The organism is Microbacterium sp. IO18, from assembly GCF_049099505.1.
GTDB lineage: Bacteria > Actinomycetota > Actinomycetes > Actinomycetales > Microbacteriaceae > Microbacterium > Microbacterium aurugineum.
The window spans coordinates 1,461,509-1,474,733 of the sequence record NZ_JBMJAF010000001.1 but is presented as its reverse complement, the minus strand read 5'-3'; the positions used below and the strand labels follow the sequence as shown (position 1 = coordinate 1,474,733).

Genomic DNA, 13,225 nt, shown 5'->3' with positions numbered 1-13,225 from the left:
GCGTGATTATCCGACCTCGAACCCGGGGTCGCTGAGGAAAGGAGACGCCATGGGCGCAGAAGACAAGATCAAGGCCGCTGCGGAGAAGATCGCCGGAAAGGCGAAGGAGACCGTCGGCAAGGTGATCGACGACGACAAGCTCGTCGCCGAGGGCAAGGCCGAGCAGGCCAAGGGCGGTGTCCGTGACGCGGCAGAGGACGTCAAGGACGCGTTCAAGAAGTGACGGGTACGGGGAGAGGCTCGTGCGAGCCTCTCCCCGATCTCGCGCGGATAGGCGGGAAATGATCCGATCTGATCGGGCGTCCGTTCCGAATTGCCTAGAGGGGCGGATCGAGGGGTGGGGTGGATGGAAGACGAACGCTTTCGCAGGGCGCTCGAGCACGCGGACGACGCCATCGTCGCCGGTCGTGCGATGGATGGGGACGTCGAGGCGTTCGCGGTCCTCGTGCGTCGGTACTCGCCGATGATGCGCGCATACACGCAGCGGATGCTGAACGCCTCAGCCGATGTGGACGACATCGTGCAGGAGACGTTCGTGACCGCCTGGCAGCGATTCGGCGAGCTCGACGATCCGGCGAAGGTGAAGAGCTGGCTGATGAGGATCGTGAGCAGGAAGGCGGTCGACCGCATTCGCGCGACTCGGCCCGCTGTCGACATCGATTCGATCGACAGGCCGGCACCGCTGCACGCGTCACCGTCCGCAGTGGTCGAGGTGCGAGCGGGGGTCGCGGCGCTCGGGGCAGCTCTTCGAGAACTGCCCGACGCGCAGCGGGAGTGCTGGATCCTGCGGGAGATCGGCGGCTACTCGTACGAGGAGATCTCAGAAGAGCTCGGAATTCCGGTCTCGACGTCAAGGGGGCTGCTCGCTCGAGCCCGCAGATTCATGATCGTACGGATGGAGGAGTGGCGATGACCGACGACAAAGAGACGCCGAAGGCCCGCCGGCTCAGCCTGGCGCCGACCGATCTCGACGGGCACACACTCGACGAGCTCACCGACTACCTGGAGGCAGGAAGGCAGCCCGCCGATCGCTCGATCGACGAGTCGCCTGGCTGTCAGCTGGCGCTCGACGCGCTGGAGCGCCTGCACGGACTCGGCGCTGAACTGATCGCGGCGGAGACCGCGGCTGAGCCGGAAGTCGACGAGAGCTGGGTGGACCGCATCCTCAGCGGCATCGCGATCGACGCCCGTGCCGGCCGTCGCATTCCCTTCGCTTCCATCGACCCGGACGTGGACCTCGGGATCACCGAGGGCGCCGTGCGTGGCCTCATCCGCGCCGCGGAGAAGGTGGTGCCTGGACTGCTCGTCGGACGGTGCCGACTCGACGGCGACGTCACGACCGCGAACGCCCCGATCCGTGTCGAGATCGACGCGAGCGCGATGCACGGGCAGTCGATACCGGTGGTCGCCGAGCGGCTGAGGACCGAGGTCGACCGCAGCCTCCGCGCACACACCGAGCTCAACATCGTCGCGATCGACATCGCGATCCGAGACATCCGGGAGGTGTCGTCATGGACCGACGAGCGATGATGACGCCCGAAGCCTGCGCAGAGCTGGCCGCGTCGATCGAGGAGACGATACGGACGACACCGGGTGTCCGGAACGTCTATCGGTCAGGGTCCCTGATCTCCAACCTGTTGCGCGTGGGGGCCGCGGCCCTGGGCGTGCGCAAGGACGACGAACCGATCGTGGCGGTCGCCCCGGCCGGCGACGGCGTCGCCGTCGAGGCGTCGATCGGTGTGGATGAGGACGCCCCTGCGGGCGAGACCCTGCGCGCCGTCCATGCCGCCGTCGCCGCGCTCCTCGCTACGCGCGGTGTGGGACACGACAGCATCACACTCACCGTGGTGCACGTCCAGTCCCGCGTGACGACGTAGCGGCGGATGAGGCAACTGAGTGCCGCTCCCGGCGGGGAGCGGCACTCGGTTGCGGTGCGGCTCAGGCGACCGCGCGCAGGCCCTCGACGAGCGGAGTGGTCGGACGGCCGATCAGGCGGGCGAGCGTGCCGTCGGTGTCGGCGAGCGCGCCACCCTTGATCCCGGCGTCGAGCGCGGCGACGAAGCCGGCCGTGCCTTCGTCGAGCCCGGCGTCGCGGAGTGCCGCGACCTGTTCATCCGAGGAGACCGGGACGAAGGTCACCGGGCGCCCGGTGACCTCGGAGAAGGCCGCAGCGAGATCGGAGTACGTCCAGGCGACGTCGCCGCCCAGCTCGTAGACCTCTCCGATGTGACCGTCTTCGAGTGCGACGACGGCGGCGGCCTCCGCGAAGTCCCTGCGGCTGGCCGACGCGACTCGTCCGTCTCCGGTGCCTGCGGTGAGCAGCCCGGTCTCGGCGGCACGTGCGAGGTCGGCGGCGTAGTTCTCGGTGTACCAGTTGTTGCGGAGGATGACCGCGGGCAGTCCCGCGGCGGCGATGAGCTCTTCCGTCGCCTTGTGCTCCGGTGCCAGGACGAGGTCGCTCGAGGTCGCCTTCGGAGCGCTGGTGTAGACGAACTTGGTGACACCGGCGGCCTTCGCCGCGTCGATGACCGTCCGATGCTGGGGAACGCGCTGGCCGACCTCGGATCCGGAGACCAGGATGACCGTGTCGACGCCGTCGACGGCTGCGGCCACGGAGGCGGCGTCGGTGTAGTCGAGGTGAACACTGCGCACGCGTGGATCGGCGATCTTCGTCGTGTCGCGCGCGCCCGCGACGATCGACTGCGGGTCCGCGCCGCGCTCGAGGAGGCTGTCGATGATGAGGCGGCCGAGGTTGCCGGTCGCGCCGGTGACGAGGATGGTCATGGGGGTCCTTTCGTAGGTGACACACTCGACAACCCCGGGGTGGTGATTCGGCATTCCAATCTGCGGGTACCCACTTTGAAGTAAGGTACCCACATGACGGTAAGTTTCGCGCAGATCAAGGAATCGACACCCTTCGCCTTCGATCAGAACTGCGGCACACGTGTCGTCCTCGATCACATCATGAGCAAGTGGGGCGTCCTGGTCCTGTCATGCCTGTCCGATGGCACACACCGCTGGGGTGCGCTGCGTCGTGAGGTCGACGGCATCAGCGAGAAGATGCTCGCCTCGACGCTGCGCACCCTCGCCGATGACGGACTCGTGCACCGGGAGTCGCTGCCGACCGTGCCGCCCCACGTCGAATACAGCCTGACACCGCTCGGTCGCGACCTGATGGAGCGGATGCTCCCGCTGATGGAGTGGGTCGCCGACCACGCCGACGGCATGCTCGGACGAGACTGAACTTGCGGATTCCGTCGTGGGAGGCGGTCTCTTGCTTCGAATTCTGACGGTTTCAGAAACCCGTTGACGCGATAACCGCGGTGGCCTTACTGTTCTAACATGGCAGCAACGACGCCGATTCACCTGGAACGACCCGATGGCAAGGGTCTCGCTGCGGGAACACTGGGATTGTGGGGATCCACCGTCATCGGTCTCGCCTCCACCGCCCCCGTCTACTCGCTCGTCGCGACGCTCGGATTCGTCGTGCTCGCGGTGGGGGCTCAGGCTCCGATCGCCTTCATCATCGCGTTCGTCCCGATGCTCCTGATCGCTTTCGCCTACCGTGAGCTCAACAACGCCGTTCCCGACTGCGGCACCACCTTCACCTGGGGCACCAAGGCCTTCGGGCCGTGGGTCGGCTGGATGGGCGGCTGGGGCGTCGCGGTCGCCGGCATGGTCGTGCTCGCGAACCTGGCCCAGATCGCCTCGGTCTACTTCTGGTCGCTGATCGGACAGGACCTGGAGAACAACGACTGGCGCGTCGTCGTCGTCGCCGTCGCTTTCATCGCCGCCATGACGTGGGTGAGCTGGCGCGGTGTCGAGATCGGCGAGCGCATCCAGAACATCCTGCTCGGCATCCAGTACCTGGCGCTGGCCATCTTCGTCGTCACGGCGCTGTGGCAGTTCTTCGCCGGGACGGCCCCGAACCCGACCCCGTTCGACTGGGAGTGGCTGAACCCGTTCGCCTTCACCGACTGGTCTGGCTTCACGGAGGCGATCCTCCTCGCGCTCTTCATCTACTGGGGCTGGGACACCTGCCTCGCGCTGAACGAGGAGACGAAGGACCCGAAGCGCATTCCCGGTCGCGCCGCACTGCTCACCACCGTCATCCTCCTCTTCACGTACGTTGCGGTCACGATCGCGGCGATGATGTACGCCGGCCTGGGGGAGGACGGCACGGGACTCGGCAACGAGGCGAACGCCGACGATTTCTTCCTCGCGATCAAGGACGGCCTCCTCGGACCGTTCGGTTGGGTCCTGGTCGTGTCGGTGATCATCTCGGCGATCTCGTCGACGCAGACCACGATCCTGCCGACCGCCCGCGGCACGCTCGCGATGGGGGTCTACCGCGCGCTTCCCGCCAAGTTCAAGGAGGTGCACCCGACGTACAAGACGCCGTCGTTCTCGACGATCGTCATGGGCGTGGTCGCCTCCGTGTACTACATCGGCATGACCTTGATCAGTGACAACATCCTGCAGGACTCGATTCTGTCGCTCGGTCTCGCGATCGCCTTCTACTACGCCATCACCGGTTTCGCGAGCGTCTGGTACTTCCGCAAGGACCTGACCGCCTCGGCGCGTGACTTCTTCTTCAAGGGGCTGTTCCCCCTGCTCGGCGGGCTCATGCTGACCTGGGCGTTCGTGCAGTCCGCGATCGACATGTGGGACGTGGACTACGGCTACACCGTGCTGTTCGGCATCGGCGGCACCTTCGTGATCGGCGTCGGCTCCCTCGCCTTCGGCCTGGTGCTGATGTTCGTCTGGTACCTGTTCCCCCGGTCCAAGCGCTTCTTCCGCGGCGAGAGTCTGAACCGCGACACCGAGGTGATGGTGCCCGATGAGCCCGCTGTGACGATCCGATCGATCGACGGCGGCATCTGAGGATGACGGTCGCCACCGCCGACCTCTACGACGAACTCGAAGAGGGTATCCAGTCGCTCTCGCTCCAGTTCCGCGCGTTCGGGCTCAGAACGGCGTTCGACGGGCCGATCCGCACCGTGCGCTGCTTCGAGGACAACGCGCTCGTCAAGAAGGTGCTGGCGACGCCGGGGCGAGGCGCGGTGCTCGTGGTCGACGGCGGAGGCTCTTTGGAGACGGCGCTGATGGGGGACCTGATCGCCGCGTCGGCAGTGTCGAACGGGTGGGCGGGGGTCGTGATCAATGGTGCGATCCGCGACCGCGTCGCGATCGACGCCCTCGATCTCGGGGTCAAGGCGCTGGGGACGAATCCGCGCAAGAGCGCGAAGCTCGGCACCGGCGAGAGCGATGTCCCGCTCGTGATCGGGGGCGTGGTCTTCCGACCCGGGGCGCATCTGTACAGCGACGAAGATGGGATCCTGGTCGAACGCTGAGCGGCGCCCATCGGCGCCGGGGCGCTTGTCCTAGGCTTGCTGCGTGCGCATCCGGCTCGACATCGCCTACGACGGCACCCACTTCCGCGGGTGGGCGAAGCAGCCGACGCTCCGCACCGTGCAGGGGACTCTGGAAGCCGCCCTGGCCCGGATCGTCGGCTCCGACGTGCAGTTCGTCGTCGCGGGACGCACCGACGCCGGAGTGCACGCGAGCGGTCAGGTGGCCCATGTCGACCTCGACGAGAAGCAGTGGTCGCGCATCGAGTCCCGACAGGGCCGTGCGCCGCTGGAGCCCGCCGAGACCATCGCCGGTCGCATGCGGGGCGTGCTCGGTGCGTACTCGGATGTGACGGTCACCCGCACCTCGATCGCCCCGGAAGGTTTCGACGCGCGCTTCTCGGCGGTCTGGCGCCGGTACCGCTACCGTCTCGGCGATGCCCGGACCGGGTTCGACCCGCTGCGTCGGCACGACACGACGACCGTCCGCGGTCGGCTCGACGAACAGGCCATGGACGCTGCGGCGCGCACCCTCATCGGCCTGCACGACTTCGCGGCGTACTGCAAGCCTCGCGAGGAGGCGACGACCATCCGCACGCTGCTCGACTACCGCTGGGCCCGCGACGCCGAGGGTGTGCTCGTCGCCGAGGTCAAGGCCGATGCGTTCTGCCACAGCATGGTGCGCGCGCTCGTGGGGGCGTGTGCCGCCGTGGGGGAGGGGCGGCTCGGTGTCGATGATCTCGTCGTGCTGCGCGATGCGCTCACCCGGACCAGTGAGTTCAAGGTGCTGGCCGCGCGCGGCCTGATCCTCACCGAGGTCGGCTACCCCGCCGATGACCTGCTCGCCGCGCGCGCGACCCAGACCCGCGCTCGTCGTGACGGGGCGAGCGGCTGAGATGTCGACGCCGACCGAGGGCCGGCCGAACGCGTTCGCGGCGGCTCTGCGGGCGGCGATCTCCGAGCGCGGCATCACCCTGTCCCGCCTGCGCCGGCAACTCGCGGACGACGGCAACACCGTGTCCATGGCCACCCTGAGCTACTGGCGGTCAGGCGACCGCCAGCCGGAGGGCCCTCAGTCGCTCGCGATCGTCGAGGGTATCGAGGACCGGCTCCGACTGCGTCGGGGTCATCTCCGTTCCCTCCTCGGTCCGTCCGCTCGGCTCGGTGTGGTCCCGCCTCCTCGACTGCCGTTCGATGAGGAGCGCGAGAACCGGGAGACGGCCGAGACTCTCGCCGCGTTGCGCTCGGCACCGCAGGAGGGGCTGCGGGATCTCTCGACGCACCTCACGGTGCGGGTGGGGGCGGACGGTGCCGTCGCGAGCATCGTGATGCGCTCGCTCGTCCAAGCGACCCAGGGGGTCATCAGTGAGCTCCCGCTCGTCGACGTCGCCCCGGAGGAGACGGATGTGCTGTCCGTGATCTCGGATGTCGTCGGCGGGCGCGTGGATCGGGAGCATCTGCACCCCGGGCGACTCGTCTCGGGAGTCGTCATCGCCCTCGACGACCCGATCACGGTCGGCGACACGACGCTCTTCCAATTCACGGAGACGTTCCCGCCCGGCTACCCGGCACGGCAATCAGCGTGGCATGCGCTGTCCCGGCCGGCCAGGGAGACACTCATCTGGGTGAGGTTCCACCCCGATGCGCCACCGAGCTGGTGCGAGGAGTACGCCGAGACGGAGGACGACTACGTGAGCACCATGCGTTCCGTGCGCAGCGGTTCCGTGCACGCCTCCCGGCACGGATTCGGTCCGGGGATCCTCGGCATCCGCTGGGGGTACGACCGCGATCCGGAGCCGGGGCACAGCAGGGGCGAGTAGCGTGGGACGGTCATGAAGGTCATCTCGTACAACCTCCAGAAGCATCGGGCCGCGGGCGAACTCGCGGCGCTGGTCCGCGAGCACGACCCCGACATCCTCTGCCTCCAGGAGTGCGATGTCCCCGAGCTTCCCGCGCGGATCGGCGATCTCGAACTCGCCGACGCCACACAGGGCAACCGCCTCGGCCTCGCCCTGTTCTATCGGTCGAGTTCGTACCACCTGCAGTCCATCCGCACGCTCGGGCTGAAGAAGTCGCTGCATGACCGGATCGCCAAGCCCGCCCACGAACGCGTGCTCGGTGCGCGACTGCGCGACATCGACGACGGCCGGGACTTCATCGTGGCCTCCTTCCACGCGGCACCGCTGACCGCGTTGAACTCGTTGCGTCGTCACCAGATCCGTGCCGCGCTCACCGAGCTCGCGGCGCTCGGTGAAGGGCTGCCCCAGCTGATGGTCGGCGACTACAACTACCCGATCTTCAAGGAGAACCTCGGACAGGCCGTCCGCAACCACGGCTATGCCCTGTCGCTGAGTGACGACCACACCTACACGCGCTATCGGGTGTTCCGCGGGCACTACGACTTCGCGACGTCGGCCGGGTTCGAGATCGAACGCATCACGACCCTGCCCCAGGGCGCGAGCGATCATCGGCCGATCCTCGTGACGGTCAAGCCCGACTGAGCAGTGCGGTTTGGGCATACCGCACCAGGTGGCGTATGATTTCCCTTTGGTGCCTTTACCCGCGTGCGGGAGAGGGCATCGTCCGAACGTGAGCCCTCCACTGGCGTGTTCCCCTCTCTCCCCGCTCGATGAGCCGGAGAGGACGAACCACCCCGGAGTGGGATTCACGAACTTCTCCGTTCGACACAAGAAAGCAGCACTATCGTGACGCGCACTTACACTCCCAAGGCTGGCGAAGTCCAGCGCGATTGGGTCGTCATCGACGCCACCGACGTCGTTCTCGGCCGCCTCGCCTCGCACGCCGCCACTCTCCTCCGTGGCAAGCACAAGCCGACCTTCGCCAACCACATCGACTCGGGTGACTTCGTCATCATCGTGAACGCGGAGAAGGTCGCGCTCACCGGTCAGAAGCTCCAGAAGAAGCTGGCTTACCGTCACTCCGGCTACCCGGGTGGTCTGAAGTCGGTCACCTACGCCGAGCTCCTCGAGAAGAACCCGGTCCGTGCCGTGGAGAAGGCCATCCGTGGCATGCTCCCGAAGAACAGCATCGGCCGCCAGCAGCTGTCCAAGCTCAAGGTGTACGTCGGTGCAGAGCACCCGCACGCCGCGCAGCAGCCGACGCCGTACACCCTCGACCAGGTCGCCCAGTAAGCGCCGTAAAGACTTAAGGACATACTCGTGGCTGACATCCAGGACACCACCGAAACCCCCCAGAACTTCTCGACGTCGACTCCGGAGACCGACGTGGTCGAGGCGGCTCCCCGCCCCGTCCTCAGCGTCCCCGGTGCCGCTGTCGGCCGTCGCAAGCAGGCCATCGCCCGCGTGCGCATCGTCCCCGGCTCGGGCACGATCACGGTCAACGGCCGCACGATCGAGGACTACTTCCCGAACAAGCTGCACCAGCAGCTGATCAATGACCCGTTCACGGTGCTGAACCTCGCCGGCGCATACGACGTCATCGCTCGTATCTCCGGTGGTGGCCCCTCGGGTCAGGCCGGCGCACTCCGCCTCGGCATCGCCCGTTCGCTGAACGGCATCGACGAGGAGAACAACCGTCCGACCCTGAAGAAGGCCGGCTTCCTCTCCCGTGACGCTCGCGTCAAGGAGCGCAAGAAGGCTGGACTCAAGAAGGCCCGCAAGGCGCCTCAGTACTCGAAGCGTTAAGGTCCACTGCTCCGATGCCGATCTTTGGCACGGACGGCGTGCGAGGACTCGCCAATGGCATCCTCACCGCCGACCTGGCGCTCACCCTGGCCCAGGCGACTGCTGTCGTCCTGGGCCAGGGCCGTACTGCGGAGGCTCGCAAGGCCGAGGGCAAGCGACTCACCGCAGTTGTCGCCCGGGACCCCCGGGTCTCCGGACACTTTCTGACCGCGGCCGTCTCCGCAGGTCTCGCCTCCTCGGGCGTCGATGTGCTCGAAGCAGGGGTCATCCCCACGCCGGCGCTCGCGTTCCTGGTGGCCGACCGTGATGCCGACTTCGGCGTCATGATCTCGGCGTCGCACAACGCGGCCCCCGACAACGGCATCAAGATCTTCGCCAGAGGCGGACGCAAGCTCCCCGACGTGGTCGAGCAGCGCATCGAAGAGGCCATGCACGGGGAGATGCTGCGTCCCACCGGTGCCGGCGTCGGTCGGATCGACCGGTTCTCCGATGCTGAGGACCGCTACGTCGTGCACCTTCTCGGCTCACTGCCGAACCGTCTGAACGGCATCCACGTCGTGCTCGACTGCGCCCACGGCGCGGCCTCCGGTGTGTCGCCGGAGACGTTCCGCGATGCGGGTGCCGAAGTCACCGTCATCGGAGCGGACCCTGACGGCTGGAACATCAACGACGGGGTCGGTTCGACCCACCTCGACAACCTCGCCGAGGCCGTCGTGCGTCTGGGAGCCGACATCGGCATCGCCCACGACGGCGACGCCGACCGATGCCTGGCCGTCGACGCCGAAGGCAAGGTCATCGACGGAGACCAGATCATGGCGATCCTCGCGGTGTCGATGAAGGAGCGCGGCCACCTCACCGACGACACCCTCGTCGCGACCGTGATGAGCAACCTCGGACTCCACGTCGCGATGCGCGAGCACGGGATCACGATCCGGCAGACCGCTGTCGGCGACCGGTACGTGCTCGAGGACATGAACGAGGGCGGGTACGCCCTCGGTGGCGAGCAGTCGGGCCATGTCATCATGAGCGAGTATGCGACCACGGGGGACGGCATCCTCACGGGTCTTCACCTCGTCGCGGAGATGGCGCGGCAGAAGAAGACGATCGCCGAGCTCGCCTCGGTGATGACCGTCTACCCGCAGGTGCTCATCAACGTGCGCGACGTCGACAAGGACCGCGTCTCCGAAGACGAGGTCGTGCAGCAGGCCGTGCGCGACATCGAGACCGAGCTGGGAGACACCGGCCGCGTGCTGCTGCGCAAGTCCGGCACCGAGCCGCTCGTCCGCGTCATGGTGGAGGCGGCCGACGCCGAGTCGGTGCACGCCTACGCAGGACGCCTCGCGGAGGTCGTCCAGGAGCGTCTCGCGCTCTGAGGCCCGTTATCCTTCGGAACCGGTCGGTCGCTGATACAGCGCCCGACCGGTTCTTCGTTCACCGTGAAGACCCCTTCTCTAGGGGGCCGCGCAGATCCGGTAGAGGTCGCTGTCGACGAGCGTCTCGGTCGTGCACGTGAGACTTGTGAGCCGGGGAACGCCTGCCATCGCCGGTGCATCGAAGAGGCCGACATGCGCGCCGGTGAGCACGATGGGTGGGACGGCTGCGCCCCACGGATCCGCGGCGAGCCACTCGACGTCGTTGTCGGTGACCCAGGCGGTCAGCGGAACGACGGCGGCTCGCTGACGCTCCAGGGTGAGCGCCCGAGGCGCGAACGACGACGCGACGTGCACGGCAGCGCCTCCGGCGACGACGGCGGCCAGGAGCGACGCGGCGACGACACCGATGATGCGCAGGACGCCGCGTCGGGGGAGTCGCGCGACAGACCAGACGGCGACGGCAGCGAGGATCGGGAAGAACGCATAGACGGCGGGGGCGGGGTGCCGCACCCACAGCGGCAGCCGCGACGCCGTCGCCCACCAGCCGATGAAGGCGAGTGCGCCGACGAGCGCCGCGAGGGCGTACGCGATCACCAGGCGCTCGGTCTCCGTCGCGGTGCGCCACCGCCGCACGATGCCGACCACGGCGAGGGCGACGGCCAGGAGGGCACCGAGCACGGCGAGTGCCGGAGGCAGGGACCAGGAGCCGGCGAGGGTGTCGAGCTTCTGCAGCACCGTGGTCGCCGCGTCGTCCTGGCCGCCGCTCCGGATGAAGTAGGCGAGGTCGCGCAGGTGCTTCACGTAACCCGAGAAGCCGAGCGAGACCAGGGCCGCCAGTTCGACGAGCAGTGTCGGTACGGCGACCAGCAGCAGCGGCAGCCACGATCGCCGCAGCGTCTCGCGAACCCGTGCCCACCCTGCGCCGTCCGAGAGCACCCACAGGGCGACGGCGAAGGCCGGGAGGACGAGGATCGCGATGAGCTTCGTCTGGATCGCCAGCCCGATGAAGAGACCGGCCAGCCACGCCCGGCGGGGGAGCACGAGGAGCGCCCAGACGATCAGGGCCGCCGCGGGGATCTCGCCGAGGAGGTCGGCCGGCCCCTGGATCGGGGAGATTCCGGCGTCGGCGGTGAAGGCGAGGGGCACGGCCACGGCGAGCAGCGCGGCCCAGCGACCGCCGATGCGTCGCCCGAGCACCGCGAGACCCAGGAGCAGCGCGATCCAGAAGCCCAGCGGGACGAGCCGGGAGGCCAGCACCGGATCGATCCCGGTCGCGAGGAGTGCAGCGACCGGGAGGAGCACGACCGGTCCCGTGGAGATGCGCGGGTCGAACGGAGTCATGGTCGAGCCGGAGAGCGCGCCGTCACTGGCGTATCCGAGCCCGTCGAGCAGATTGCGGGGGACGGTGAGGTTGAAGGCCTCATCCTCCCAGAACGGCCACACCACGAGACTGTGCCAGGCGACGATGACGTGCCCGATCAGCAAGGCGGCCGCGGCCACCCAGAACACGATCGTGCGTGCGCGGGTCATCGCGCGACGGTCTCCGGTCGGTGGATGCTGCGCAGCGGAGCGGACGGCCGCAGGGAGAGTTCCCACGCTTCGACGAGGGCGGTGCGGACGAAAAGGCGCAGGCGCTTCGGGGGGAGGGCGACGGTGCTCCCGCGTCCCCACATCGTGCCGGTGGCGGAAGCGCCGCGGCGGGGGATGCTGTCGACTCGAAGGTAGCGCACCGTGAACCCCGCGCGGGCCTCGGCCAGAGAGAAGTGCACGTGCGGCACCGATGCATCCGCTGGGGTGGCCTCGACCAGGGCCCGCAGGGCTGGCGTGCGGTACGCCCGCAGCGGGGTGTTCACATCCGGGATCCGGCGCCCGGCGGCCAGCGCGATCAGAAGACCGACGGCTCCCGTGAGCACCTTGCGGTACCAGGGGTCCGTGCGCCCGTCGCGGACGCCGTGGACGACATCGGCGTTCTCGGCGTCGAGCGCGGCGAGCAGCCGGGGGAAATCGCGGCCGTGGAACTGCCCGTCGCCGTCCACGTGCACGAGCACATCGGGCTCCACTGCAAGCCCGGCGCGATAGGCCGCGAGTGCGGTCGGACCGTGCCCGCGGTTGAGGGGCTGCACCTCGACCGCGACGTCCTCGACGTCGTCGAACACGGTGGCGGTCCCATCGGTCGAGCGGTCGTCCGCGATATGGAACGTCACGCGGTCGACCACCGGAGACACGGAGTCGCGGATCTCGTCGATGAAGTCGCGGATGCCTTCGGCCTCGTTGTAGGCGGGCATGACGACGGCGAGGTGGCGGAGGGTCACGGGGTCCTTGGGGTGGCGGGTTGCGCGGGGATCAGGAAGTAGCCTAGTTGAGCTATGGATCTTCCCACCCGACTGCGTCGGCTCGCCGGCGTCGGCAGCCGGTTCCTGGTCGTGGGCGCGCTGAGCACTCTCATCGAGGTGGGGGTCTTCAACCTTCTCGTGTTCGTGTGGGGCTGGGATGTCGTCGCCGCGAAGATCGTGGCTTCACTGGTCGCGCTCGTCAACGCCTACATCGGCAACCGGGAGTGGACCTTCCGGCACCGTGATCGGCGGGGGAGGACCGCGGAGGTCGTGTTGTTCCTCGCCACGAACGCCGTCTGCACCGCCCTGGGCGCTGTTCTCGTCTGGGTGGGGGTCGAAGGCGTGGAGGCGATTCTCGGACGAGAGCCGGGCGCTGTCGCGGTCAACCTCGTGAACCTGACGAGCATCGTGATCGTGGTTCTGCTGCGCTTCGTGCTTTATCACGGCATCGTCTTCCGGGCGTCCCCGAAGCCGTGACGATCACTCCGTGACCGCGGCGCCGG

Annotated in this window: 17 protein-coding genes; 14 read left to right on the top strand and 3 right to left on the bottom strand. The window is 68.2% G+C overall.

The window, feature by feature from the left end; genetic code table 11:
• Window positions 1-49: 49 nt before the first annotated feature.
• The 4 genes from ACLF6J_RS07115 to ACLF6J_RS07100 all read left to right on the top strand — a co-directional run bounded on the left by ACLF6J_RS07115 (window position 50) and on the right by ACLF6J_RS07100 (window position 1,877).
• Window positions 50-223 (top strand): CsbD family protein, encoded by a 174-nt coding sequence (locus ACLF6J_RS07115; RefSeq protein ID WP_047520821.1) that lies wholly within the window; start codon window positions 50-52, stop codon window positions 221-223.
• A 123-nt stretch (window positions 224-346) separates the two neighbouring features.
• Window positions 347-913 carry an RNA polymerase sigma factor gene (locus ACLF6J_RS07110; RefSeq protein ID WP_047520823.1) on the top strand — a complete coding sequence of 189 codons (567 nt, stop codon included), beginning with the start codon at window positions 347-349 and terminating at the stop codon, window positions 911-913.
• A complete protein-coding gene (locus tag ACLF6J_RS07105; RefSeq protein ID WP_134353082.1) occupies window positions 910-1,530 on the top strand; it encodes an Asp23/Gls24 family envelope stress response protein in 621 nt (206 codons plus the stop codon). Before ACLF6J_RS07110 ends, ACLF6J_RS07105 begins: the two co-directional genes overlap by 4 nt.
• Window positions 1,512-1,877, top strand: a complete 366-nt coding sequence (locus ACLF6J_RS07100; RefSeq protein WP_421076844.1) for a hypothetical protein — start codon at window positions 1,512-1,514, stop codon at window positions 1,875-1,877. Before ACLF6J_RS07105 ends, ACLF6J_RS07100 begins: the two co-directional genes overlap by 19 nt.
• A 61-nt stretch (window positions 1,878-1,938) precedes the next feature.
• Here ACLF6J_RS07100 and ACLF6J_RS07095 read toward each other — a convergent pair whose 3' ends face one another.
• On the bottom strand, window positions 1,939-2,784 hold the full coding sequence (locus ACLF6J_RS07095; RefSeq protein WP_134353083.1) for an SDR family oxidoreductase: 846 nt from the start codon (window positions 2,782-2,784) through the stop codon (window positions 1,939-1,941).
• Between the two features lie 93 nt (window positions 2,785-2,877).
• Here ACLF6J_RS07095 and ACLF6J_RS07090 point away from each other — a divergent pair, with 93 nt between their 5' ends.
• The 9 genes from ACLF6J_RS07090 to glmM all read left to right on the top strand — a co-directional run bounded on the left by ACLF6J_RS07090 (window position 2,878) and on the right by glmM (window position 10,389).
• On the top strand, window positions 2,878-3,243 hold the full coding sequence (locus tag ACLF6J_RS07090; RefSeq protein ID WP_131491815.1) for a winged helix-turn-helix transcriptional regulator: 366 nt from the start codon (window positions 2,878-2,880) through the stop codon (window positions 3,241-3,243).
• Between the two features lie 99 nt (window positions 3,244-3,342).
• Window positions 3,343-4,884, top strand: a complete 1,542-nt coding sequence (locus tag ACLF6J_RS07085; protein ID WP_134353084.1) for an APC family permease — start codon at window positions 3,343-3,345, stop codon at window positions 4,882-4,884.
• Between the two features lie 2 nt (window positions 4,885-4,886).
• Window positions 4,887-5,354, top strand: coding sequence for a ribonuclease E activity regulator RraA (rraA, locus tag ACLF6J_RS07080; RefSeq protein WP_134353085.1), 468 nt, complete (start codon window positions 4,887-4,889; stop codon window positions 5,352-5,354).
• Window positions 5,355-5,397: 43 nt separating this feature from the next.
• Entirely contained in the window at window positions 5,398-6,246 is an 849-nt protein-coding gene (gene truA, locus ACLF6J_RS07075) for a tRNA pseudouridine(38-40) synthase TruA (protein WP_134353086.1), read from the top strand.
• A gap of 1 nt (window position 6,247) precedes the next feature.
• Window positions 6,248-7,171 carry a hypothetical protein gene (locus ACLF6J_RS07070; RefSeq protein WP_134353087.1) on the top strand — a complete coding sequence of 308 codons (924 nt, stop codon included), beginning with the start codon at window positions 6,248-6,250 and terminating at the stop codon, window positions 7,169-7,171.
• 12 nt (window positions 7,172-7,183) lie between these two features.
• Window positions 7,184-7,852, top strand: a complete 669-nt coding sequence (locus ACLF6J_RS07065) for an endonuclease/exonuclease/phosphatase family protein (RefSeq protein ID WP_047520836.1) — start codon at window positions 7,184-7,186, stop codon at window positions 7,850-7,852.
• Window positions 7,853-8,056: 204 nt separating this feature from the next.
• Window positions 8,057-8,503, top strand: coding sequence for a 50S ribosomal protein L13 (gene rplM / locus ACLF6J_RS07060; protein WP_047520838.1), 447 nt, complete (start codon window positions 8,057-8,059; stop codon window positions 8,501-8,503).
• A 27-nt stretch (window positions 8,504-8,530) separates the two neighbouring features.
• Window positions 8,531-9,016 carry a 30S ribosomal protein S9 gene (gene rpsI, locus ACLF6J_RS07055; protein ID WP_017828210.1) on the top strand — a complete coding sequence of 162 codons (486 nt, stop codon included), beginning with the start codon at window positions 8,531-8,533 and terminating at the stop codon, window positions 9,014-9,016.
• A 14-nt stretch (window positions 9,017-9,030) separates the two neighbouring features.
• Window positions 9,031-10,389: a phosphoglucosamine mutase gene (gene glmM / locus ACLF6J_RS07050; protein ID WP_047520846.1), complete on the top strand. Its 1,359-nt coding sequence runs from the start codon at window positions 9,031-9,033 to the stop codon at window positions 10,387-10,389.
• A 78-nt stretch (window positions 10,390-10,467) separates the two neighbouring features.
• On the opposite strand, the gene ACLF6J_RS07045 is transcribed toward glmM, so the two are convergent.
• Together ACLF6J_RS07045 and ACLF6J_RS07040 are read right to left on the bottom strand one after the other, a co-directional pair.
• The gene (locus ACLF6J_RS07045; RefSeq protein ID WP_134353088.1) at window positions 10,468-11,919 is read right to left on the bottom strand and encodes a hypothetical protein; all 1,452 of its coding nucleotides are present in this window, start codon (window positions 11,917-11,919) and stop codon (window positions 10,468-10,470) included.
• Complete coding sequence (locus ACLF6J_RS07040; protein ID WP_134353089.1) at window positions 11,916-12,701, bottom strand: glycosyltransferase family 2 protein; 786 nt, start codon at window positions 12,699-12,701, stop codon at window positions 11,916-11,918. Before ACLF6J_RS07040 ends, ACLF6J_RS07045 begins: the two co-directional genes overlap by 4 nt.
• A 54-nt stretch (window positions 12,702-12,755) precedes the next feature.
• Between ACLF6J_RS07040 and ACLF6J_RS07035 the strand changes: the two genes are divergently transcribed.
• Complete coding sequence (locus ACLF6J_RS07035; protein WP_052193329.1) at window positions 12,756-13,199, top strand: GtrA family protein; 444 nt, start codon at window positions 12,756-12,758, stop codon at window positions 13,197-13,199.
• Window positions 13,200-13,225 lie beyond the last annotated feature (26 nt).